The organism is Microbacterium hanjuni (assembly GCF_043556395.1).
Lineage (GTDB): Bacteria > Actinomycetota > Actinomycetes > Actinomycetales > Microbacteriaceae > Microbacterium.
In genome coordinates, this window is sequence record NZ_JBIGIK010000001.1 from 1,121,514 (window position 1) to 1,144,574 (window position 23,061).

Sequence of the window (23,061 nt, forward strand, 5' to 3'; positions counted from 1 at the left end):
GAAATACCTACAGACGGGCCCTTGCGACTCTCGCATACTGGAGGAGCTGGAACGCGTATCTACGCGTTCGGCCGACCTGCTCTCTGAGCCAGGTTCGGTCCCGCGGGCGGTTTTCGGGTAACCGTTCGCCGGGCGAGGGGCGTGCGTTTTCGCCGCCCCTCGCCTCTCCTTCTCCCACCGTCCCGGACCCCCTCCCCCTACCGGGATGGTGGGAGAGGAGGGGGCCGGCTCAGTCCGGTCGGCGGATCTCGCGCCAGAGATCGACGCTGTCCTCGTCGGACAGGCTCTCGCCATCGCCCGAGCGGCCCACCACGGTGACCGCGATCTGCTCGTGCGGCGAGGTGCGGATGATCAGCCGCGTCGAGGACGCGTCGCGCAGGGTTTCGGCGAGTTCGGCGCGGACAGAGGTGAGGGCGTCGTCGTCGATGCCGTCCAGGCCGCCCTCGTCGAACATTGTCACCGCGATGCCGCGGCGGCGGACGGCCTCGAGCTGGGCGCGCACGCCGTCGTCGAGCAGCCGTCGGCCGCGCAGTTCATCACGCAGGCGTCCCTCGGCCAGGCGCGCCTCCAGACGCTCGTCGGGGCGGAGATTGCCACCGGTCTCGATCGTGCGGCCGAGGATGGGTCCTGCCGCCTGCAGCGCCCGCTGCACCTGCACGCGCCGCTCGCGCTGCCGGCCCGCCTGCGAGGCCTGCCACGCGGAGGCCGCCTGCTGCAGTTCGGCGAGACGAGCGGTGTCGCGTGCGGCGCGGTCGAGGGCGAACATCAGCAGCTGCGCGGCGGCGACCCACACCAGGGAGCCGGGCAGGCCCAGGCTCAGGGCCGCGAGCGGACCGAGCCACGCCATCACCGAGAGCGACATCAGCGCGATGCCGGCCCAGGCGACGATCGGTCGGCGACGCACCATGACGATCGTCATGAGCGCACCGATACCTCCGATCACCCACGTGGCGAACGGTTCGGCGCGGGCACTCGGGAACACCGCGTACATGACCGCGTTCGGCACGACCACGGCGACGGCGAGGGCCGCGACAGCCGCCCACAGGGGCAGCACCGTGCGCGGTACCGCACCGACCGGGGCCCGCACCCCGCGTTGCGGGCGCGATCCGAGGAAGATCAGGGCCCAGGTCACCAGCAGATAGAGCGGCAGTGCCAGGTAGAACAGCCAGGGATGGTCGAGCTGGTCGCTGCTCAGCAGCAGCCCGCGGGCAGCGAGGTAGGCGGTGAAGGCGAGGGCGATCGAGGAGACGATCCCGCGAACGGTCACCAGCGGTCACCGCTCTCCCACTCGAGGGTGACGACCGTGCCGTGCGGGCCCGATTCGATGTCGGTGCGGCCGCCGACCGCGGCGACGCGCGCGAGGATCGAGCCGCGGATGCCCAAGCGGTCGTCGGGGATGCGTTCCATCTCGAAGCCGTGGCCGGCGTCGCGGACGCGCACGGTGACTCCGGCGGGCTCGCCGTTTCCGCGCAGTTCGACCGCCAGCCCCGAGGCGTCGGCGTGCTGCACCGCGTTGGCGACGGCCTGCATCGCGGCGAGGACGAGAGCGCGGGCGACGCGCCCGGGCACCCGTGGGGTGTCAGGGTCGAGCGTGCGGCGGACGGTGAGGTCCACACCGAGTTCGCGGGCGGACACCTCGATGTCGTCGGCGAGATGCGTCGCGTCGACGGGCTCGTCGCTGCCCTCCCACGGATCCTTCTCCGCGTTAGCGAGACGCATGAGCGCCTCGCGCGCCATGCTGACCGCCAGGGTGCGCTCCCGAGGCGTACGTGCACGTTCCGCGGCGAGGAGGGCACCGAGCACGCTGTCGTGCATCAGGGCGGCCACAGCGACGCGCTCGCGTTCGGTCGCGGCGGCGGCCGCAGCATCCGCATAACTGGTCACCGCGCGTGCGCGGGTCTCATCGACGTTGGTCGCCACGGTGCGGTAGGTCCACCCCAGCACGACGACGACCGATCCGAGGATGATCGTGAACGAGACGTCGAGGCCCAGGGGCACCCAGAACTCGGAGGCGAAGCCCGCCTGCACCAGGCGGGAGAAGCCGAACAGCAGAGGCGTGCCGATCGTCCAGACGACCTGCAGACCGAGAGGGAAGGCGACGACCGCGGCCACCGTCGCAACGTTGATCAGGTAGAAGATCCACGGCTGCTCGGTGGGCGACGCCGGCGAACCCATCGTGGCGAGCGGCCAGATCGCGAGCGCCCCGACGTAGGTGACGGCGAAGATCCCGCTGAAGACCCGCGCGAAGCGACCGACGACGCAAGCGACGATCATCGCGACAAGAGGAATGAACACCGCCAGCACCAGGGGCACGTGCCAGCCCGGGCGCTCCTCGCCGGGGCCGAAGGCCGCGAAGAACGCCTGACCGCCGATCACGACCGAGCCCGGCCCGACGAGCAGGGTGATGACGCGTTCGATGCGCGTGCGCGTGAATGAGCCGAAGCCGTCCGTTGTCTCCCGCGTGTGCGGGATGCGTCCCCACGCTTCATCGAGCACGGACGCGCCGGTATCAGCCATGGGGATTCTCATCGGTAGCACCGAGGATGCCGTCCTCCATGGCCCGGAGGCGGAGGTCGATCTTCGTCGGAGCGGGGCGGCCGACCTCCACGTACTTCACGCGGACGCGGGTGATGTTCTCCTTCGCGGTCGAATACGCCACGCCGAGGCGCTCGGCGACGACCTTGAGCGGCAGACCGGCGGCGTACAGCCGCAGCACCTCGCGCTCGCGCACCGACAGCTGCGCGTTGGCGAAGGCTCGGTCGCCCTCCACGGCGCTCGCCCACTCGACGTTGTTCAGCAGTTCGCCGCTCGCCACCGTGCGCACGGCGCCGAGGACCTCGTTGATGGGAGACGCCTTGCTGACGATCCCGGCTGCGCCGGCCGACAGCGCCTCGCGCACAGCGGCCGGGCGGTCGGCCACGCTGTGGATGAGCACGCTCGAGCCGTCGCCGACCAATCGCTGCACGTTCTCGGAGACGGTGGTGCCGTCACCGAGGGTCAGATCGAGCACCACGACGTCGGCGGGCGAACGGTTGGACGACCCCCGCCACACCAGATATTCGTTCACATTGCTGCCGGAGAACACGACAGCGGTCGAGTCCTCGGCCGCGCACGCGGCTTCCAGGCCGAGACGCACCGACTCGTGGTCGTCGATGAGTGCGACGCGGGTCATGCCGTCATGGTATCGGGGTCGCGCTCCAGCACCGTGACCGCCTCGACGTGATGCGAGTTCGGGAACAGATCGACGGCTCGGATGCCCCGTCGCGCGGCATAGCCGAGGTCGGCGAAGGTGCGGAGGTCGCGGGCGAGTGCCACCGGATCGCAGGCGACGTAGACCACGGCGTTCGGGGCGAGGGCGGCGATCTTCTCCACCACCTCGCGACCCGCGCCTGCCCGAGGCGGATCGAGCAGCACGACGCCGCGCGACAGCCGCTCCCGTTCTCGATCGGATGCTTCCGCCGCCAGGCGAGCGACGTATCGGTCGACCCGGGCCGTTTCTGCGCGAGCGCCGACCCATTCGGCGAGGTTCTCCCCCGCGTGCTCGGTCGCGCGCGGATCGGATTCGATCGAGGTGACCCGGGTGGCGGGCCCGCCGAGTTCGGCGAGCGTCGCAGCGAACAGCCCGACCCCGCCGTAGAGGTCGAGGTGGGAGGCATCCGCGTCGATCGGCACACCCGCCGCCCGCAATTCTTCGGTCACGAGCTGCGTCAGGGTGTGGGCGGCGAGGCGGTGCACCTGCCAGAACCCACCGGCGTCGACACGGAACTCGCGGTCACCGACCCGCTCGATCACGGTCTCGGCGGCGGGCGGTGTGCGCCCGGCGCTGTCGGGGCGGGCGATCACGCGCACGCGACCGTCGGCGGGCTGCACGAGGTCGATCCGACCCGCCGCACCCCCGTGCAGCGCCGCCGCGGCGCGCTCGACCGCGGCAGTGGCGAGCGGAAGGTCGTCGACGGGGATGACGGTGTGGCTGCGAGCGGCGAACGGGCCCACCGTGCCCGCGTCGTCGACGTGCAGGCTCACGCGGGTGCGCCAGCCCGTGCCGTCGCTCGACTCGGCGGCCGGCGTGCCGTCCACGTCGCTGCCCGGCGAGGGCTCCTGCATCGTGACCGCGAGGTCGTCGAACTTCCCGATGCGCTGCAGCGCGTCCCGGAACACGTCGAGTTTGAGCTCTCGCTGGCGCGGCAGCGCGATGTGGCCGAAGTCCGCGCCGCCCGCGCGCCGCTCGGGGGCGACGTCGATGTCGGCGGCCGCCCAGACGTGCGCACGACGGTCGGGCGAAGCATCCAATACTTCCAGCGTCTCTGCCCGCCAGAACGACGACTTGCGCGTATCGGTCAGTCGGGCGCGCACCCGCTCACCCACGATCGCATCCGGCACGAAGACGACGCGCCCCTCGTGTCGGGCGACGAACACGCCGCCGTGCGCCACACCCGTGATCTCGAGGTCGACGATCTCTCCCGCATCCATGACTCCAGCCTCCCACGCCGGCCGACGAGGCCCGCCCGCGCGGCGTTCGCGCTGCCCTACGGTGGGAGCCATGCGCGTCTGCCTCGCCTCCACCTCGCCCGCCCGTCTCGCGCTCCTGCGCCAAGCGGGGATCGAGCCGGAGACCCTGGCGCCCGCGGTCGACGAGGACGCGGTCGTCGCCGAGGTGGAAGCCGCCGAGGGCCGCCGCCTGCCTGCGCCCGAACACGTGCTGCTGCTCGCCCGGCGTAAGGCCGCCGACGTGGCGGGGCGCCTGGATCCGGACTTCGACGGCGTCGTGATCGGCGGCGATTCGATGTTCGCTCTGGGTGGAGAGATCTACGGCAAGCCGTACACCGCCGAGGCCGCGATCGAGCGGTGGAACCGGATGCGCGGAACGACCGGGGTGCTGCACTCGGGCCTGAGTGTGATCCGCGTGCAGCCCGGCTCCCTGCCGTCCGAGGCGTTCGCGCACTCGGAAGCATCCGTCACCTTCGCCGCCGACATCACCGACGACGAGATCTCCGCCTACGTCGCGACCGGTGAACCCCTGCACGTCGCGGGGGCCTTCACCGTCGACGGGCTGGCGGGCGCATTCATCGACGAAGTGGACGGCGACCCCTCCACCGTGGTGGGAATGTCGCTGTCCGCCCTCCGCCGACTCGTCGCTCAGGTCGGCGTCGGGTGGATCGAGCTCTGGAACCGTTCGTAGACGCCCGACACCTTTTCGCCGATTTCTTGTGGAGCGGCGTCAAAAACCCAGCCAAGCCGGTCGATAGGCTGGCGTTCATGCCTCACATCGCCAAGGTGCTCATCGCCAACCGAGGCGAGATCGCCGTTCGCGTCATCCGCGCCGCGCGCGACGCCGGGAAGACCTCGGTCGCCGTCTACGCCGACCAGGACCGCGACGCCCTGCACGCCCGCCTCGCCGACGAGGCCTACGCGCTGGACGGCGCCACCAGCGCTGACACGTACCTGTCGATCGAGAAGATCCTCTCGATCGCCCGCCGCTCCGGTGCCGACGCCGTGCACCCCGGATACGGCTTCCTGGCCGAGAACGCCGAGTTCGCCCGCCAGGTGATCGCCGCGGGTCTGACGTGGATCGGTCCCTCCCCCGACGCCATCGAGTCGCTCGGCGACAAGGTCACCGCCCGCCACGTGGCCGAGAAGGTGGGCGCACCGTTGGCGCCCGGCACCCCCGGGCCCGTCGAAACGGCCGACGAGGTCGTCGCCTTCGCGGCGGAGTTCGGCCTGCCCATCGCGATCAAGGCCGCGTACGGCGGCGGCGGTCGAGGGCTCAAGGTCGCGCGCACGGTCGACGAGATCCCCGAGATGTTCGAATCCGCCACGCGTGAGGCGATCGCGGCGTTCGGGCGCGGGGAGTGCTTCGTGGAGAAGTACCTCGACAAGCCGCGCCACGTCGAGACGCAGTGTCTGGCGGATGCTGCGGGCAACGTCGTGGTCATCTCGACACGCGACTGCTCGCTGCAGCGCCGACACCAGAAGCTCGTCGAGGAGGCGCCCGCGCCCTTCCTCACCCCCGAGCAGAACGACATCCTCTACTCCGCCTCGAAGGCGATCCTGCGCGAGGTCGGCTACGTCGGTGCTGGAACGTGCGAGTTCCTCATCGGCGCCGACGGCACGATCTCCTTCCTCGAGGTCAACACGCGCCTCCAGGTGGAGCATCCCGTCTCCGAAGAGGTCACGGGCATCGACCTCGTGCGCGAGCAGTTCCGCATCGCCGAGGGCGAGGAGATCGGCTACGGCGACCCCGCCCCGATCGGCCACTCGATCGAGTTCCGCATCAACGGCGAAGACCCCGGACGCGGCTTCCTGCCGCAGCCCGGACCCATCCACGTGTTCAAGACCTTCGGCGGCCCCGGCATCCGGCTCGACTCGGGCGTGACCGCCGGCGACAGCGTAAGTGGAGCGTTCGACTCCCTGCTCGGCAAGATCATCGTCACCGGCCGCGATCGGGCAGAAGCTCTCGCCCGCGCCCGCCGCGCCCTCGACGAGTTCGAGGTCGCGGGCCTTCCGACCGTGCTGCCGTTCCACCGCAAGGTGGTGCGAGACCCCGCCTTCACCGCCGAGGACGGTCGGTTCGGAGTGTTCACGCGCTGGATCGAGACCGAGTTCGTCAACGACATCCCCGCGTGGGACGGCGAGCAGGGGGCGCCCGGCGCCGAGGCGTCGCGTCACACCGTCGTCGTGGAGGTGGGCGGCAAGCGGATCGAGGTGAGCCTGCCCGATCGCATCGCCTCCGCCCCCGCGGGCGGGCGCACCGCGGTGGCTCCCCCGTCGCGGCGTTCGCACGCAGCATCCGTCGCCGTCGCCTCCGGCGACACCGTCAAGGCGCCCATGCAGGCCACGATCGTCAAGGTCGCCGTCACCGAGGGTCAGTTGGTCGTCAAGGGCGATCTGGTCGTCGTTCTCGAGGCGATGAAGATGGAGCAGCCCATCCAGGCCCACAAGGACGGCGTCGTCGGCGCGATCGACGGCGCGCCCGGCACCACCGTCTCCTCGGGCCACGCCCTGCTCACCATCAGCTGAACCGGGGGCTCAGCATGGCCGGGTCGGCTCGCTTTCGCGTACCGAACTCAGGCTGAACGCTTTCTAGCCGCCCGTTCGCCGGCGTATCGAGGCCGCGGCGGAGCATCCATCCTGCGTTCGGTACCCGCGGCGTCCCGCGCTGAGGCTCGCCGGGGCCCGCGCTGGGTCCCGCCGGGGGCTGGCCAAGCCACAGGCGCCCAGTACGTGCGTTCTCGTCGAGCCCGCACGTTCCGGGGCGCGGACAGCGTGCGGACTCGACGATTACGTACGTTCTGGACGGACGGGGCGGGGCGGATGCTGCGAAGCAGCTCGCCGGGGCCCGCCCAGCCACGGGCGCCCAGCACGTGCGTTCTCGTCGAGCCCGCACGTTCCGGGGCGCGGACAGCGTGCTGATTCGACGAGTGCGTACGTTCTGGACGGACGGGGCGGAGCGGATGCTGCGAAGCAGCGCGCGCTCAGACGTCGAGGTCGTTGCGGTCCACGTAGTGCATCGCGCGGGCGGCGTCGGTGATGCTCGCCGACAGCGAGGGGTAGACCGCGAAGACGCGGGAGAGCTGGTCGACGGTGAGCCGACGCTCGACGGCGATCGCGATCGGGTAGATGAGCTCGGAGGCGCGCGGGCCGACGATGACGCCGCCGATCACGGTGCCGCTCCCCTCGCGGGCGATGAGCTTGACGAAGCCGTCCTTGATGCCCTGCATCTTGGCGCGCGGGTTCGAGGACAGCGGGAGCTTCCGCACCGTGCCGTTGATGCGCCCCTCCGCGATGTCGTTCTCCGACCACCCGACCGTGGCGATCTCGGGCGCCGTGAAGATGTTCGCCGTGATGCGGCGACGCTCGAGCGGGATGACGACGTCGCCCAGCGCGTGGAAGATCGCGGTGCGTCCCTGCATCGAGGCGACGGAGGCCAAGGGCACGAACGTCGTGCAGTCCCCCGCGGCGTAGATGTTGGGCACCGAGGTGCGCGCGACGCGGTTGACGCGGATGTAGCCCGCCGACGACAGCTGCACGCCGGCCTCCTCGAGACCGATGCCCGCGGTGTTCGGCACCGACCCGACCGCCATCAGGCAGTGGCTGCCCTCGATCGTCCGACCGTCGGCGAGGGTCACGACCACGCCGTCTCCGGTGTTGACCACGCTCTCGGCGCGCGCCTTGGACAGCAGGGTCATTCCCCCGCGCTCGAAGACCCGCTCGAGGAGGGCGGCAGCATCCGAGTCCTCCCCCGGCAGCACCTGATCGCGGCTCGAGACGAGCGTCACCTTCGAGCCGAGGTTCATGTAGGCCGAGGCGAACTCGGCGCCGGTCACGCCCGAGCCCACGACGATGAGGTGCTTGGGGAGCGTGCGCATGTCGTACAGCTGCGTCCAGGTGAGGATGCGAATGCCGTCGGGCTTCGCTGAGGGCAGTTCCCGCGGCGAAGCACCGACCGAGACGACGAAGGTGTCGGCCTCGACGCGATCGAAGTCGGTGCCGCCGGCCTCGGTGGACACGATCACGGCGGAGTCGCCCTCGAGGCGGCCGTGTCCGGGGATGATGCGCACGCCCGCGTCGACGAGCGAGGTGCGCATGTCGTCGGACTGCTGGCGGGCCAGCGCCAGGAGCCGGGTGTTGACGGCGGCGAGGTTGATCGCGACCTCGGGCGCGAGCGGCTTTCCATCGCCCCCCTTGGCGAACAGCTGCACGCCGAGCGCGCTGGCGCCCTTGATGGCCACGGCGGCATCGGCGGTCGCGATGAGCGTCTTGGAGGGGACGACGTCGGTCATCACGGCCGAGCCGCCCACGCCCGCCCGTTCGACGAGCGTCACCTCGGCTCCAAGCTGGGCGGCGGCGAGCGCCGCCTCGTAACCGCCGGGGCCGCCGCCGATGATGGCGACGCGCTGAGTGCGCTCGAAGCTGAGGGAGGACATGTGTCCATTCTGGCGGGTGTCGCGGGGCGCGAGCACCGCGGGCGGCCACGCCGGTTGGCGCACCGACGCGGCCATTCCTAGAGTGGGCTCATGTCCCAGAATCCCGGCAACCCGCTCGACGACCCCTCGGCCGACCCTTTCGAGGTCGCCGCGGTCGCCGCCGCCGACATCGCACGCCTCACGGGCGTCGCCCACCACGACATCGCCGTGACCCTCGGCAGCGGGTGGGGCCGCGCCGCCGAGCTCATCGGGGAGACGGTCGCCACGATCCCCGCGACCGAGGTCACCGGGTTCAGCGCCCCCTCGCTCGCCGGTCACGTCGGCACGCTGCGGAGCGTGCGCACTCCCGCCGGCAAGCACGTTCTCGTGATCGGAGCGCGCACGCACTTCTACGAGAACCACGGCGTCCGCCGCGTCGTGCACAGCGTGCGCACCGCCGCCGCCACCGGGGCGAGCACGATGATCCTCACGAACGGCGCGGGCGGCATCCGCGAGACGTGGCAGCCCGGGCAGCCGGTGCTCATCAGCGATCACATCAACCTGACCTCCGCCTCTCCGCTGGAGGGCGCGACCTTCATCGACCTCACCGATCTGTACTCCTCGCGCTTGCGCGAACTCGCCCGCACGATCGATCCCTCGCTCGACGAAGGCGTGTACTGCCAGTTCCGCGGGCCGCAGTACGAGACGCCCGCCGAGGTGCAGATGGCCAAGATCATCGGCGGCCACATCGTGGGAATGTCCACGGCGCTCGAGGCGATCGCCGCGCGCCAGGCAGGCATGGAGATCCTCGGCTTCTCCCTCATCACCAACCTCGCCGCCGGCATCCAGAAGACCCCCCTCAGCCACACGGAGGTGCTCGAGGCCGGCCAGCAGGCCGAGCCCGTGATCTCCGCCCTGCTCGCCCGCGTCATCGAGGCGCTGTGAGCGAGCCGGGCGCGACGCCCGTCGATCCGGCGTTGATGGAGCGCGCCCACGCGTGGCTCGCCCAAGACCCCGACGGGCAGACCCGCGACGAGTTGCGCAGCCTCATCGCGCGCGCCGAGGACGGTGACGCCGAGGCGGCAGCATCCCTCGTCGATCGTTTCTCGCAGCGCCTGGCCTTCGGCACCGCGGGCCTGAGAGGAGCGCTCGGCGCCGGCTCCAACCGCATGAACCGCGTGCTCGTCGCGCAGGCGGCCGCCGGTCTCGCGGCGTACCTGGTCGAGCGGGCAGAGCCCGGAGCGCAGCCGAGCGTCGTGATCGGTTACGACGGCCGGCGCAACTCCGACGTGTTCGCGCGCGACTCGGCCGAGATCTTCGCGGGTGCCGGTCTGGAGGCGATCCTGTTGCCCCGGATGCTGCCGACGCCCGTGCTCGCTTTCGCCGTGCGCCATCTCGGTGCGGCCGCCGGGGTGATGGTGACCGCGAGTCACAATCCGCCCGAGGACAACGGCTACAAGGTCTACCTCGGCGGCGCCGATGATGGTTCGCAGATCGTCGCGCCCGCCGACGCTGAGATCGCGGCGCAGATCCAGCGGATCGCCGACCTCGGTGATGTCGGGGCGCTCCCCCGCTCGGTCGGTTACGCGAACGCCGGCGAAGAGGTCGTCGACGCCTACATCGCCGCGACCGCCGCCGTGGCCCCTGCCCCGTCCGGTGCCGCAGGCCTGCGGTGGGTGTACACCGCGATGCACGGCGTCGGGTGGGAAACCCTCGCGCAGATCCTCGACGTGGCGGACTACCCCGCGCCGATCCCGGTCGAGGCCCAACTGCTGCCCGACGGCGCCTTCCCGACCGTCGCGTTCCCGAATCCGGAAGAGCCCGGCGCGCTCGACCTCGCGTACGAGACGGCCCGCGCAGCCGGCGCCGAGCTGATCATCGCCAACGATCCCGACGCCGACCGGGTGGCCGTCGCGATCCCCGATTCCGAGGCGGGATGGCGGATGCTGAGCGGCAACGACGTGGGCCTGCTGCTGGGCTGGCGTGCCGCCCGCCGGGCCTCGGAGATCGGGCGCGACCCCGCAGCATCCCTCGCCTGCTCCCTGGTGTCATCGCCCGGGCTCGAGGCCGTCGCCGAGCACTACGGCCTGGGCTTTCACGCGACACTCACCGGATTCAAGTGGATCTCGCGAGCGCCGGGCATCATCTTCGGGTACGAGGAAGCGCTCGGCTATCTGGTCAACCCCGAGACGGTGCGCGACAAGGACGGCATCTCCGCCGCCCTCGCCGTGCTGGAGCTGGCCGCCGAGGCGCGGGGTCGGGGCGAGAGCCTCGCCGACGTGATGGCCGAGTTCCGTTCGCTGTTCGGCGCGTTCGCGAGCGATCAGATCTCGGTGCGCGTGGCGCAGGTCGAGGAGATCGGCGCGATCATGCGTGCGCTGCGCGAGCACCCGCCCGAGCGGTTGGGCGACAGCCCGATCGTGCGCTCCGACGATCTGCGCGACGGCGTCGACGGGCTGCCCCCCGGCGACGTGCTGCGGTACTGGCTCGACGACGGCTCGCGCCTGATCGTGCGTCCGAGTGGCACCGAGCCCAAGCTCAAGCTCTACCTCGACGTGCGCGCCGCATCGGAGCCGGAAGCGCGCCAGCGCCTCGCGGCGCTCGACGACGGTGCGCGCGGGTTGCTCGCCAGCATCCGCTGACCTGTCATGCCCACTTCGTGACAGGGGAGCACCCTCGGTGGGTGCTCCCCTGTCACAACCGGTGGGTCGCACCCGCACTTCGTGGCAGGGGAGCACATTCCGTAGGCTCGAGGACATGCAGCTGATCGAACCGGTCACCCTCGTGAACGCCCATGTGCGCCTCGAGCCGCTCGGCCCCGAGCACGCCGCCGACCTCGCCGAGGCCGCCGCGGGGCTGGCGGCCGCGTGGTACACCGCGGTGCCCACGCCCGACGCGGTGCCCGAGGAGATCGCGAACCGCCTCGCCCAGCGCGACGCGGGCACGATGAACCCCTGGGCGGTCGTGACCCCCGGCGGCACGGCCGTCGGCATGACGACGTTCTGCGCGATCGACCAGCCCAACCGCCGCGTCGAGATCGGCTACACCTGGCTGGCCCTGCGCGTGCAGCGCACCGCGATCAACAGTGCCGCGAAGCTGCTGCTGCTCGGTCACGCCTTCGACGAGTGCGACGTGATCGCCGTCGAGTTCCGCACGCACTGGCACAACCGCCAATCCCGCGCGGCGATCGAGCGGCTGGGCGCGCGTCAGGACGGGGTGCTGCGCAACCACCGCATCGGCCCCGACGGCCTGCTGCGCGACACCGTGGTCTACTCGATCCTCCCGGGCGAATGGCCCAGCGTGCAGCGCGGCCTCACCGCGCGCCTCGACCTCGACTGAAGACCGCGACCGCGACCTCGACCGCGACGGAGCGGAGACGAGAAGTGGATGCCGGCGCACCGACGCCCTCGACCGTTCCGGCTTCGGGGACTCAGCCGTCGATGACCGCGACGAGCTCGTCGAGGAACGACGCGAAGTCCGTGCCGCGTCGGACGATCCGCTGCACACTGTCGCGCTCGCTGAAGACCTCGACGAACTGCTCGAACACCGTCTGGAACGCCTCGCGGTCGGTCTCGCTGAAGGCGACGAAGGCGACCACCTGCACCCGGCCGTCGCCCCACGGGATGGAGGGGTCGGCGATGCCGATCGCGATGCGGGTGCGGGCGGCGGTCATCCCCATCGCGTGCGGCACGGCGAGCGCGTCGGTGAAGGCGGTCGACGACAGTCCTTCGCGGTCGATCGCGCGCTCGACGTAATCGGCGTCGATGACGTCCTGCGCGACGAGCAGCGATCCGAGCTGCCGGATCAATCCCGCCTCGCCGACGGTCGCGTCGAGGCCGCGGATGAACGCCGCCGGGTCGAAGTACCGCTCCAACTCGGTGCGCAGCCGCGCGAGCCGGCGCCCGCGGCGGATGCGCCCGGCCGCCGCCTGCACGCGTTCGACGTCGGCGTCGGTGAGGAACGGCTGGATGCGCACGAGTCGCTCGCTCGGGCGGATGGGGTCGATCGTGGTGAGCACGAGGTCGGTGTCGATGGAGTCCCAGTCCGGATCCACCCGGGTCTCGACCCCGACGACCTCGATGGCCTGACCGAGAGAACGGTCGACGCTCGAGCGCAGCAGTTCGTGCAGCTCGTAGTACCCGGGGCAGACGATCGTGGCGGTGAGCAGCTGGTCGGCGCGGCGGCTGCGCTCGAGGCGCCCGCCGACGTGCATGGCGATGTAGGCGATCTCGTCGTCGAGGATCGGGATGCCGAGACTCTGCTGCAGTCCGCTCGCGATGTAGACCGCGACTTCGAAGATCATCGGGTACGTCGCCTTGAGCGAGCGGGTCAGCGGGTTGCGCGACCACGCCTGCTCCTTCGCCCGGTGCAGCAGGTTCTGCACGTGCAGAGCAAGCCGGAGGATGAAGTCCTCGTGGGCGATGTCGACGAGGAACTCCGCGGCGGCCCGCTCCACGACGGTGCGGACGGATGCTTCGACCTCGGGATCGAGTCGAGCTCGGGCGTCGTCGGCGGCGGGAGCGCCCGGGGCCACCACGCGGGTGAGCACCAGGGTCGCGAGGTGGTCGCGGTCACCGGCGCCCAGCTGCACGCCGAGGTGGCGCAGGGTGAGTCGGTCGAGCAGCGCGCCGACCTCCGCGGCCGGCACCGAACCGTCGGCGGAGGTGCGCTCGAGAGCGCGGTCGTGGGCGATACGGTCGGCGGCGATCGCGATGTGCATCACGACGTCGCCGATGCCGATCTCGTTGACGAAGTAGCCCAGGGCGCCGAGTTCGGCGACGAGCTCGGCCTTGAACGGACCGAACGCCTTCGCCCCCACCGAGCCCTCACCCAGGGTGCGCCGCAGCGCATCGAGGTCGAACAGTCCGGCATCCATCTCGTCATGAGCCAGACGGCTGAGCAACCTCCGCTGAGCGGCTTCCGTGCCCCGCAGGCGCGCGGTCGAGGCCGAGCGTTCGAGGGTCAGCTCGGTGCCGCCGAGCAGCCCGCGCACGCGCGCGAGGTCGGCGTCGAGGGTCGCGGTGCTCACGTGCAGGTCGTCGGCCGTCGCGAAGACGTCGATGCCGTCCGCGGAGGCGAGAAGCGCGCGCACGAGCGTGTGCAGGCGATCGCGGGGCGTGCCCGTCTCGAACGAGCTGCCCACCCGCAGGGCTGCGGCCGCGGATGCGCCGGCGCGGTAGCCCAAGGGGCTCGACTCCACCGCGTTGCCGGCGGGCACGCGGGCGTTGAGGGCGGTCACGTACGAGCGGATGCTGCGGGGCGTCACGCCGAGCACATCGGCGAGCGACGCCGCCGTCGCCCACTCCCCATCCCGCGTGAGCAGGGCGAGCAGGCGGTCCTGCCGCGCTCTGGTCACGTTGTCCTCCACGGTCGCCGTCGGGTCGCGGTCGTGGCTCCAGTCAACCATGGGCGCCCCGGCCGACAGGCCGCGGGAGCACGGATATTCCGGGGGGTGGGAAACGAGCCTGGTTGTCCCCTCTCAGCATTCTCACAAGAATGGTCAGGAAGGAGGCGGGTCGATGAGGATCCTCGTGGTGTGTGGAGCGGGTGCGTCCAGCACCTTCGTCGCGCAACGCGTGCGACACGCAGCCCACGAACGCGGCCTCCCCTACACCGCTTCCGCCGGTACCGAGATGTCGCTCCCGATCGACCTCGATACCGCGGACGTCGTGCTCGTCGGACCTCACCTGTCCGGCTCGCTCAAGCGGATCGAGGGGAACGCCGCGGCGCGCGGCGTCGTCGTCGTGCTCCTTCCGGAAGACGTTTTCGCCGACCACACCGGTGAGCGCACCCTCGAGCTGATCGAGGCGGCGATCGCCGCACGTCGGGAAGCGACCGCGGGCCCTGCGCCCGCCTGAGAGAGGACTCCCCCCATGCCCCACAGCACCCGCACCGTCCGCATCGGCTCCGCGCACGGCCTGCACGCCCGTCCGGCGAAGCTGTTCGCCCAGGCCGCCAAGGCCTCGGGGATCCCGGTCACCCTCGCGAAGGACGCCGGAGCTCCGGTGAACGCCGCCAGCATCCTGGGCGTGATCGCCCTCGGGATCAACCAGGGCGACTACATCACCCTCACCGCGGACGGCGACAACGCCAACGCCGTGCTGGATGAGCTCGCGGAACTCCTCACCACCGACCACGACGCCGAATGATGGGAACGACGACGATGACAGAACTCCGTGGCGTGGGTATCGGACTGGGAGTCGCCCAGGGGCCGGTCGCCCGCATGGCCGAACCGCTGCCGGCACCGAGCGACGAACCCAGCACCCTCTCGATCGAGGAGGAGTTGGCGCGCGTCCGCGAGGCCGTCGCCGAGGTCGCACGCGAGCTCGAAGAGCGCGGCGCCCAGGCGGGCGGAGCTGCCCGTGACGTGCTCGAAGCCCAGGCGATGATGGCCGAAGACCCCACCCTCGAGGCGGAAGTCGACACCCGCGTGCAGGCCGGCGCGACCGGGGAGCGAGCGGTGCACGAGGCCTTCGCCTCGTTCCGCGACCAGCTCACCGCACTCGGCGGCTATCTCGGGGAGCGCGCCGCCGACCTCGACGACGTGGCCCAACGCGTCATCGCGCGCCTCCGCGGCGTGGCGGCGCCGGGGATCCCCGATCCCGGCCACCCCTTCGTACTCGTGGCGAAAGACCTCGCTCCCGCCGACACCGCGCTGCTCGACCTCGACAAGGTGCTCGCGCTCATCACTACTGACGGCGGACCCACCTCGCACACCGCGATCCTCGCCCGGGAGAAGTCGATCGTCGCGGTTGTGGGCGCGGCCGCCGCCGCCGGCCTCGAGGACGGCGAGACGGTCATCGTCGACGCGGCCGCCAACCTCGTCATCACCGACCCGAGCGAGGACGAACTCGCCCGCGCCCTGACCCGCGCCGCCGACCGTGCGGCCGCAGCATCCGCCCCCATCACCCCCGGCGCGCTCGCAGACGGCACCCTCGTCCCTCTGCTCGCGAACCTCGGAAAGCCCGGCGGTGCCGCCGAGGCCGTGGAGCTGGGCGCCGAGGGCGTCGGACTGTTCCGCACCGAGTTCCTCTTCCTCAGTGCCAGCTCCGCCCCCACCGTGGAAGAACAGCGGACGGCCTATACCGAGCTGCTCGCGACCTTCCCCGGGAAGAAGGTGGTCGTGCGCGTGCTCGACGCCGGAGCCGACAAGCCGCTCCCCTTCCTCAACGATGCGCACGAGGAGAACCCGGCGCTCGGCCTTCGAGGACTCCGAGCCCTCCGTGCCAGCGAGGACATCCTGCGCGAGCAGCTGACGGCACTGGCCGAAGCGGATGCTGCGACCCGGCGTTCGCCCGAAGGTCCGGCCGATCTGTGGGTCATGGCTCCGATGGTCTCCACGGTCGAGGAGACGGAGTACTTCGTCACGATGGCGAAGGACTACGGCCTCAAGACCGCGGGCGTGATGGTGGAGGTGCCCTCTTCGGCGCTTCTGGCCGACCGAATCCTGGCTCATGCCGACTTCGCCTCCATCGGCACGAACGACCTGACGCAGTACACGCTCGCCGCCGACCGGCTGCTCGGTTCGGTGGCGTCGTTCCAGGACCCGTGGCACCCGGCGGTCCTCCGCCTCATCCGCGAGGTCGGTGCCGCCGGAGCTGCCGCCGGCAAGCCCGTCGGCATCTGCGGTGAGGCTGCGGCCGATCCCCTGCTGGCCGTGGTGCTGGTCGGCCTCGGCGCGACCACGCTGTCCATGGCCCCCACGGCGCTCGCCGACGTGCGCGCCTCCTTGCTCACCCACACTCTCGACGATGCCGTCCGCATCGCCGAGGCCGCCCTGGCCGCCGACGACGCGGCCTCCGCACGAGAGGCGGCGCAAGCCGTTTCCGCATCCCAGAAAGAGACACAGCAATGACAACGACGTCGAAAGACGTGGCCGGTCAGACGGGCGGCGCACGCGTCGCCGTCCAGCGATTCGGCACGTTCCTCTCGGGCATGATCATGCCCCTCATCCCCGCGCTCCTGGCGTGGGGCATCTTCACCGCCTTCTTCATCGAGAAGGGATGGACACCGAACGCGCAGCTCGCCACCATCGTCGGGCCGTACATCCACTACCTGCTCCCGATCCTCATCGCCTACCTCGGCGGCCACCTCGTGTACTCGGTACGCGGCGGTGTCGTCGGCGCGATCGCCACCTTCGGTGTCATCGCGGGCTCGGACTACCTGATCGCTCAGGTCAACCTGAACCTGCCCGCCGACAACCAGCTCGGTGAGATCAACATGTTCATCGGTGCGATGATCATGGCGCCGCTCGCGGCGTGGACGATGAAGCAGCTCGACCGGCTGTGGGACGGCAAGATCAAGGCCGGCTTCGAGATGCTGGTCAACATGTTCTCGGCCGGCATCTGGGGCTTCGTGATGGCGATCGTGGGCTTCTACCCGCTCGCGTTCCTCATCAACGGCCTCATGGACCTGCTCAGCACCGCGGTGAACTTCCTCATCGACACGGGCCTGCTGCCCCTCACGAGCATCCTGATCGAGCCGGCGAAGGTGTTCTTCCTCAACAACGCCATCAACCACGGCGTGCTGACCCCGCTCGGCATCGAGCAGGCCGCCAGCAGCGACAGCGGCGGATCGATCCTGTTCCTCCTCGAGGCCAACCCCGGCCCCGGTGTCGGCCTGCTGCTCGCGTTCACCATCTTCGGTATCGGCGCGGCACGCGCGTCGGCTCCGGGCGCGGCGCTCATCCAGTTCGTCGGTGGCATCCACGAGGTGTACTTCCCGTACGCCCTGCTGAAGCCGACGCTGATCATCGCCCTCATCTTCGGCGGCATGACCGGTGTGACCACGAACCTCCTCCTCGGCGGCGCCCTGCGCGCCCCCGCGGCACCGGGCAGCATCCTCGCGGTCCTCGCCCAGGTCGCCGACAACAGCTACCTCGCGGTCATCCTCTCCGTGGTTCTGTCGGCCGCGGTGACCTTCGTGATCGCCTCGATCATCCTGCGGGCTTCGCGCAAGCGCGACCTGCTGAACGAGGGCGACCAGTTCGAGGCCGCCATCGCGAAGACCGAAGCCAACAAGGGCAAGACCTCGGCCGCGATGGGTGCTCTCCGCGCGACCAACGGGCGCGACCGCACCGTCAACCGCGACGCCGAAGAGGCCTTCGACCGTCTCGAGACGGAAGACCAGACCGGTGGACAGCTCGACGGCGGCATCGTCGGCACCAAGCACATCCAGAACGTCGTGTTCGCGTGCGACGCCGGCATGGGCTCCTCCGCGATGGGCGCCAGCGTGCTGCGCAACAAGTTCAAGAAGGCAGGACTCACCGACGTCACGATCACCAACGCGGCGATCGCGAACCTCGACCCCTCGGCCGACCTGGTCATCACGCAGAACCAGCTGACCGACCGCGCACGCCGGCAGACGCCGGACGCGGTGCACGTCTCGGTCGACAACTTCATGAACTCGCCGAAGTACGACGAGGTCGTGGACCTGGTGCGCGAGCAGCAGCAGGATGGCAAGTAGGTCCTGACACCTGCGGGGGTCGGGGTGCTCGTCACCCCGACCCCCGCAGGTTCCGGAAAGGGCGGATGCGGCAGCATCCGCTCGACGCAACAGTCCTCACGTGTGTCCGACGGACACCACGGTGGACGCAACGAAAGGCGAACGACATGGCACGCGACGTGCTGAACATCGGTCAGGTGCGCATCCACTCCGGCAGCGCGACGCGCGAGGAGGCGATGAAGGAGGCCGCCGACATCCTGCAGGCCGCCGGCGCGGTCACCGGCGCCTACTTCGACGCCATGCAGCAGCGCGAAGAGACGGTGTCCACCTACATGGGCAACGAACTCGCGATCCCCCACGGCACGAACGAGACCAAGGACGCGATCCTCGACTCCGCACTGTCTGTCGTCCGCTACGACGGCGGCGTGGACTGGAACGGCGAGCCCGTCACCTTCGTCATCGGCATCGCCGGCAAGGGCGACGAGCACCTCGAGATCCTCTCGCAGATCGCGATCCTCTTCTCCGACGAGGACGAGGTCGCCCGCCTCAAGACGGTCGATTCCGCCGAGGCGCTCTACGAGGCGCTGTCCTCCGTCAACGCCGCATGAAGGCCGTCCACTTCGGCGCTGGGAACATCGGCCGCGGGTTCGTCGGACTGCTCCTTCACCAGGGCGGCTACGAACTCGTGTTCTCCGACGTCGCCGCACCCCTGGTCGATGCGATCAACGCCGCCACCGAGTACACGGTGCACGAGGTCGGCGAAGGCGGTGTCGACACGGTGGTCACGGGTTTCCGCGCCATCAACAGCGCGACCGACACGCAGGCACTGGTGGATGAGGTCTCCGGCGCGAACGTCGTGACGACCGCCGTGGGTCCGACCATCCTCAAGTTCGTCGCACCGCACATCGTCGCGGGGTTGGCGCTGCGCGATCCCGCCTCCCCCCCGTTGCAGGTGATGGCCTGCGAGAACGCGATCGGGGCGACCGACCTGCTGCGCGAGGAGATGATCGCGGTGGCGGGCGACGCCTGGGAGGCACTTTCGGCCCGTGCCGTGTTCGCGAACACGGCCGTCGACCGCATCGTGCCCGCGCAGGCTCCGGGTGGGGGCATCGACGTCACCGTCGAGCCGTTCTTCGAGTGGGCGATCGAGCGACCGCCCTTCGGCGATGACCCGCCCACCATCCCGGGTGCGCACTTCGTGGACGACCTCACCCCGTACATCGAGCGCAAGCTCTTCACCGTCAACACCGGTCACGCCGCCACCGCCTACTTCGGCGCCCAGGCCGGCATCGAGCGGATCTCCGACGCCCTCGCCGACCCCGCGATCGCGGACAAGGTCGAGCGGGCCCTGCGCGAAACCTCGCAGCTGCTCATCCAGAAGCACGAGCTCGACCCCCCGGCTCAGCACGAGTACCGCGCGACGATCCTGCGCCGCTTCCGAAACCCCGCCCTCCCCGACACGGTGTGGCGCGTGGGCCGGCAGCCGTTGCGCAAGCTCTCCCGTCACGAGCGCTTCGTCGGACCCGCGGCCGAGGCCGTCGACCGCGGCCTGGAGGTCGAGGCGCTCCTCGGAGCGATGGGCGCCGCGCTCCGCTTCAGCGACGCGGAGGACGCGCAGGCGGTCGACCTGCAGCGCATGCTGCGCGAGCTGCCCGCCGAGGAGTTCACCGCTTCGGTGACGGGGCTCGAGACGCAGCATCCGCTCTTCCCGCGGATCGAGGCACTCGTCACCGCGCGTCAGGCCGAACTGGCCTGACACCCACCGACAGACAGCTGCTCCCCTGTCACGAACTGCGGGTCCGACCCGCGTTTCGTGACAGGGGAGCAGCTGCTTTCGGAGCGCGCTGGGCGGGTCAGGCCTGGAAACCGGCGGCGATGAGCTCGATGAGCTCCTCGCGCTCCTCCACCGGGAGGAACGCGCCGGCGGCGGCGTTGAGCTGGAACGCCTCGAGGTCGTCGAGGCCGTAGCCGAACGCCTGCGACAGCAGCGCCAGTTCCCGGGTCAGCGAGGTGCGGCTCATGGTGCGGTTGTCGACGTTCACCGTCACCGAGAAGCCGAGCTGGTAGAGCAGGTCGAAGGGGTGATCCTCGATCGTCTCCCCCCACGCCTGGATGGCCCCGGTCTGCAGGTTCGACGACGGCGACAGCTCGAGGGTGATCTCGCGGTCGCGCACCCAGCGGGCGAGGTCGCCGAACTGCACCATGACCTCTTCGCCCGAGCGCGAGATCACGTCGAGGTCGGAGGCGAGGCGCACCCCGTGACCGAGCCGCAGCGCGCGTCCGTCGAGGAGGGCGGAGCGGATGCTGTCGAGTCCGGCAGCTTCGCCGGCGTGGATCGTCGTGGGGAAGAACTCCGCTGCAAGGTAGTCGAACACGTCGCGGTGAAGAGCCGGCGCGAAGCCGTCCTCGGGTCCGGCGATGTCGAATCCGACCACGCCCCGCCCCCGCCACGCGACAGCGAGCTCGGCGACCTCGCGTACGTGGTTGCTGTGGCGGAGCCCCGAGATGAGCTGGCCGACACGGATGTCGTGGCCGTCCTGCTCGGCGGCGTCCTCGCCCTCCTCGATGCCGTCCTGCACGGCCTCCACGGCTTCGTCGAGCGTCAACCCGCGGGTCAGGTGCTGCTCCGGGGCCCAGCGCACCTCGCCGTAGATGACGCCGTCGGCGGCCAGATCCGCCACGAACTCCCGCGCGACGCGCTGCAGGTTCTCGCGGGTCTGCATCACCCCGACGGTGACGTCGAAGGTCTTGAGGTACTCCTCGAGCGACCCGGCGTCGCTCTGCTCGGCGAACCAGTCCGCGAGGCCGTCGGCGCCCACCGGCAGCTCGACTCCCGCCCCTTCGGCGAGCTCGGCGACCGTGGTCGGTCGGACGCCACCGTCGAGATGATCGTGGAGCGACACCTTCGGCAGCGCGCGCAGCGACGCGCCCTCGATGGTGACGTCTCCGTGCTGGTCGATCGACATGGGGTGCTCCTCTGGCGCGGGCGGGGTGGAACGGGTGTCGGGTCAGGCCGTGATGCGCTCGCGCACGAGGGGGCCTGCGGCCACCGCCGTGTCGCCGATCGTCCAGGCTCCGTCGACGGCCTCGAGGGCACGGTCGAACCGCTTGTCATCATCGGCCACGAGGGTGAACAGCGGTTGACCGGCTGCGACACGGTCGCCGGGCTTGGCGTGCAGGTCCACGCCGGCCGCGTGCACGACCGGATCCTGGGCGCGGGCGCGGCCCGCACCCAGTCGCCACGCGGCGATGCCGAACGGCAGCGCCTCGAGGCGCGTGAGTACGCCGGCGCGGTCGGCGACGACGGTGTGGGACTCCCGCGGGGTCGGGAGCGCAGCATCCGGATCGCCGTCCTGCGCGCGGATCATCGCGCGCCAGGTGTCCATCGCCCGCCCATCGGCCAGCGCCGCTTCGACGTCGGCATCGGGGCGGCCGGCGAGCTCGAGCATCTCGCGCGCGAGCGCGATGGTGAGCTCCACGACGTCGGCGGGTCCGCCGCCTGCGAGCACATCGACGGATTCGCGCACTTCATTGGCGTTGCCGATCGCGAGTCCGAGCGGGGTGTTCATGTCCGTCAGCAGCGCAGTCGTTCGCACCCCGGAGTCGGTGCCGAGCGCCACCATCGTGCGGGCGAGCTCCCGCGCCCGATCGATGTCGGTCATGAACGCGCCCGAGCCGAACTTGACGTCGAGCACGAGCGCATCGGTGCCCTCGGCGATCTTCTTCGACATGATGCTCGAGGCGATCAGCGGGATCGCTTCGACCGTGCCGGTGACATCACGCAGGGCGTAGAGCTTCTTGTCCGCCGGGGCGAGGCCCGATCCGGCGGCGCAGATCACCGCGCCCACGCTCTGCAGCTGCGCGAACATCTCCTCGTTCGTGAGGGCGGCGCGCCAGCCGGGGATCGACTCGAGCTTGTCGAGGGTGCCGCCGGTGTGCCCGAGTCCGCGGCCGGAGAGCTGCGGAACGGCGACGCCGAAGGAGGCGACCAGCGGCGCGAGGGGAAGGGTGATCTTGTCGCCCACCCCGCCCGTGGAGTGCTTGTCGACGGTGGGCTTGCCCAGCGAGGCGAAGCTCATGCGCTCCCCCGAGGCGATCATCGCGTCGGTCATCACGCGGATCTCGCCGCGGTCCATGCCGTTGAGCAGCACCGCCATCGTGAAGGCCGACATCTGCGCGTCGGAGACGTAGCCGCGCGTATAGGCGTCGACCATCCACCGCAGCGCGGGCTCGGGCACCGCACGGCCGTCGCGCTTGGCGCGGATGACGTCGACCGCGTCGTGCGCCTCGACGACCTCGGAGGGCAGGGTCATCGGGCGTCCTCGAGGTCGCGCGGGCCGAACGCGTCGGGCAGCACCTCGTCGATCGTGCGGATCCCCGAGATCGTCTCCAGCAGCATGCCCGGAATGGCGTGTTCGTACAGCAGCTGGCGGCAGCGGCCGCACGGCATGAGCGTGCGACCCTCGCCGTCCACGCACACGAAGGCCACGAGCTGTCCACCGCCGGTGCGGTGCAGATCGCTGACGAGACCGCATTCCGCGCAGAGAGTCACGCCGTAGGAGGCGTTCTCGACGTTGCATCCCGAGACGATCCGGCCGTCGCTGACGAGGGCCGCCGCTCCCACGCGGAAGCGCGAGTACGGCGCGTAGGCGTGGTGCATGGCCTCGGTGGCCACGTGGTGCAGCTCATCCCAATCGATGTCGGTCATCGGTCC

At 70.8% G+C, this 23,061-nt stretch carries 20 protein-coding genes; 11 read left to right on the plus strand and 9 right to left on the minus strand.

The window, feature by feature from the left end:
• Positions 1-229: 229 nt before the first annotated feature.
• Genes ACFXP5_RS05630 through ACFXP5_RS05645 form a run of 4 tightly spaced genes read right to left on the minus strand, consistent with a single transcriptional unit; the run spans position 230 to position 4,470 of the window.
• Positions 230-1,267, minus strand: coding sequence for a hypothetical protein (locus ACFXP5_RS05630; RefSeq protein WP_394529265.1), 1,038 nt, complete (start codon positions 1,265-1,267; stop codon positions 230-232).
• The gene (locus ACFXP5_RS05635) at positions 1,264-2,517 is read right to left on the minus strand and encodes a sensor histidine kinase (protein ID WP_394529266.1); all 1,254 of its coding nucleotides are present in this window, start codon (positions 2,515-2,517) and stop codon (positions 1,264-1,266) included. Before ACFXP5_RS05635 ends, ACFXP5_RS05630 begins: the two co-directional genes overlap by 4 nt.
• The gene (locus ACFXP5_RS05640) at positions 2,510-3,172 is read right to left on the minus strand and encodes a response regulator (RefSeq protein ID WP_394529267.1); all 663 of its coding nucleotides are present in this window, start codon (positions 3,170-3,172) and stop codon (positions 2,510-2,512) included. The genes ACFXP5_RS05635 and ACFXP5_RS05640 overlap by 8 nt, the downstream gene beginning before the upstream one ends.
• The gene (locus ACFXP5_RS05645; RefSeq protein ID WP_394544182.1) at positions 3,169-4,470 is read right to left on the minus strand and encodes a class I SAM-dependent RNA methyltransferase; all 1,302 of its coding nucleotides are present in this window, start codon (positions 4,468-4,470) and stop codon (positions 3,169-3,171) included. The genes ACFXP5_RS05640 and ACFXP5_RS05645 overlap by 4 nt, the downstream gene beginning before the upstream one ends.
• A gap of 70 nt (positions 4,471-4,540) precedes the next feature.
• Between ACFXP5_RS05645 and ACFXP5_RS05650 the strand changes: the two genes are divergently transcribed.
• Together ACFXP5_RS05650 and ACFXP5_RS05655 are read left to right on the plus strand one after the other, a co-directional pair.
• Positions 4,541-5,179 carry a Maf family protein gene (locus tag ACFXP5_RS05650; RefSeq protein ID WP_394543849.1) on the plus strand — a complete coding sequence of 213 codons (639 nt, stop codon included), beginning with the start codon at positions 4,541-4,543 and terminating at the stop codon, positions 5,177-5,179.
• Positions 5,180-5,256: 77 nt separating this feature from the next.
• On the plus strand, positions 5,257-7,017 hold the full coding sequence (locus ACFXP5_RS05655; protein WP_394529270.1) for an ATP-binding protein: 1,761 nt from the start codon (positions 5,257-5,259) through the stop codon (positions 7,015-7,017).
• 455 nt (positions 7,018-7,472) lie between these two features.
• Here the strand turns inward: ACFXP5_RS05655 and ACFXP5_RS05660 are convergent, their stop codons facing one another.
• Entirely contained in the window at positions 7,473-8,924 is a 1,452-nt protein-coding gene (locus tag ACFXP5_RS05660; protein WP_394543850.1) for an NAD(P)H-quinone dehydrogenase, read from the minus strand.
• A 90-nt stretch (positions 8,925-9,014) separates the two neighbouring features.
• Between ACFXP5_RS05660 and ACFXP5_RS05665 the strand changes: the two genes are divergently transcribed.
• The 3 genes from ACFXP5_RS05665 (at position 9,015) to ACFXP5_RS05675 (ending at position 12,242) form a co-directional block, all read left to right on the plus strand.
• Positions 9,015-9,848 carry a purine-nucleoside phosphorylase gene (locus tag ACFXP5_RS05665; protein ID WP_394543852.1) on the plus strand — a complete coding sequence of 278 codons (834 nt, stop codon included), beginning with the start codon at positions 9,015-9,017 and terminating at the stop codon, positions 9,846-9,848.
• Between the two features lie 35 nt (positions 9,849-9,883).
• Positions 9,884-11,545 (plus strand): phospho-sugar mutase, encoded by a 1,662-nt coding sequence (locus tag ACFXP5_RS05670; protein ID WP_394544183.1) that lies wholly within the window; start codon positions 9,884-9,886, stop codon positions 11,543-11,545.
• A gap of 115 nt (positions 11,546-11,660) precedes the next feature.
• The gene (locus ACFXP5_RS05675) at positions 11,661-12,242 is read left to right on the plus strand and encodes a GNAT family N-acetyltransferase (protein WP_394529273.1); all 582 of its coding nucleotides are present in this window, start codon (positions 11,661-11,663) and stop codon (positions 12,240-12,242) included.
• A 91-nt stretch (positions 12,243-12,333) separates the two neighbouring features.
• On the opposite strand, the gene ACFXP5_RS05680 is transcribed toward ACFXP5_RS05675, so the two are convergent.
• Entirely contained in the window at positions 12,334-14,310 is a 1,977-nt protein-coding gene (locus ACFXP5_RS05680) for a BglG family transcription antiterminator (protein ID WP_394543853.1), read from the minus strand.
• Between the two features lie 112 nt (positions 14,311-14,422).
• On the opposite strand from ACFXP5_RS05680, the gene ACFXP5_RS05685 reads away from it, so the two are divergent.
• The 6 genes from ACFXP5_RS05685 to ACFXP5_RS05710 all read left to right on the plus strand — a co-directional run bounded on the left by ACFXP5_RS05685 (position 14,423) and on the right by ACFXP5_RS05710 (position 20,103).
• Positions 14,423-14,761, plus strand: a complete 339-nt coding sequence (locus tag ACFXP5_RS05685; protein ID WP_394529275.1) for a PTS sugar transporter subunit IIB — start codon at positions 14,423-14,425, stop codon at positions 14,759-14,761.
• Positions 14,762-14,776: 15 nt separating this feature from the next.
• Complete coding sequence (locus ACFXP5_RS05690) at positions 14,777-15,052, plus strand: HPr family phosphocarrier protein (protein ID WP_394529276.1); 276 nt, start codon at positions 14,777-14,779, stop codon at positions 15,050-15,052.
• Between the two features lie 14 nt (positions 15,053-15,066).
• Positions 15,067-16,758 carry a phosphoenolpyruvate--protein phosphotransferase gene (ptsP, locus tag ACFXP5_RS05695; RefSeq protein ID WP_394543854.1) on the plus strand — a complete coding sequence of 564 codons (1,692 nt, stop codon included), beginning with the start codon at positions 15,067-15,069 and terminating at the stop codon, positions 16,756-16,758.
• Positions 16,755-18,368 (plus strand): PTS mannitol transporter subunit IIBC, encoded by a 1,614-nt coding sequence (locus tag ACFXP5_RS05700; protein ID WP_394543855.1) that lies wholly within the window; start codon positions 16,755-16,757, stop codon positions 18,366-18,368. The genes ptsP and ACFXP5_RS05700 overlap by 4 nt, the downstream gene beginning before the upstream one ends.
• Positions 18,369-18,514: 146 nt before the next feature.
• A complete protein-coding gene (locus ACFXP5_RS05705; RefSeq protein WP_394529279.1) occupies positions 18,515-18,955 on the plus strand; it encodes a PTS mannitol transporter subunit IIA in 441 nt (146 codons plus the stop codon).
• Positions 18,952-20,103: a mannitol-1-phosphate 5-dehydrogenase gene (locus tag ACFXP5_RS05710; protein WP_394543857.1), complete on the plus strand. Its 1,152-nt coding sequence runs from the start codon at positions 18,952-18,954 to the stop codon at positions 20,101-20,103. Before ACFXP5_RS05705 ends, ACFXP5_RS05710 begins: the two co-directional genes overlap by 4 nt.
• A 97-nt stretch (positions 20,104-20,200) precedes the next feature.
• Here the strand turns inward: ACFXP5_RS05710 and ACFXP5_RS05715 are convergent, their stop codons facing one another.
• From ACFXP5_RS05715 to ACFXP5_RS05725, 3 genes are read right to left on the minus strand one after another with little or no spacing between them, the layout of a single operon-like run.
• Positions 20,201-21,313 (minus strand): adenosine deaminase, encoded by a 1,113-nt coding sequence (locus tag ACFXP5_RS05715; RefSeq protein ID WP_394543858.1) that lies wholly within the window; start codon positions 21,311-21,313, stop codon positions 20,201-20,203.
• Positions 21,314-21,355: 42 nt separating this feature from the next.
• Positions 21,356-22,660 carry a thymidine phosphorylase gene (locus tag ACFXP5_RS05720; RefSeq protein ID WP_394543860.1) on the minus strand — a complete coding sequence of 435 codons (1,305 nt, stop codon included), beginning with the start codon at positions 22,658-22,660 and terminating at the stop codon, positions 21,356-21,358.
• Complete coding sequence (locus ACFXP5_RS05725) at positions 22,657-23,055, minus strand: cytidine deaminase (protein WP_394529283.1); 399 nt, start codon at positions 23,053-23,055, stop codon at positions 22,657-22,659. Before ACFXP5_RS05725 ends, ACFXP5_RS05720 begins: the two co-directional genes overlap by 4 nt.
• Positions 23,056-23,061: the final 6 nt, after the last annotated feature.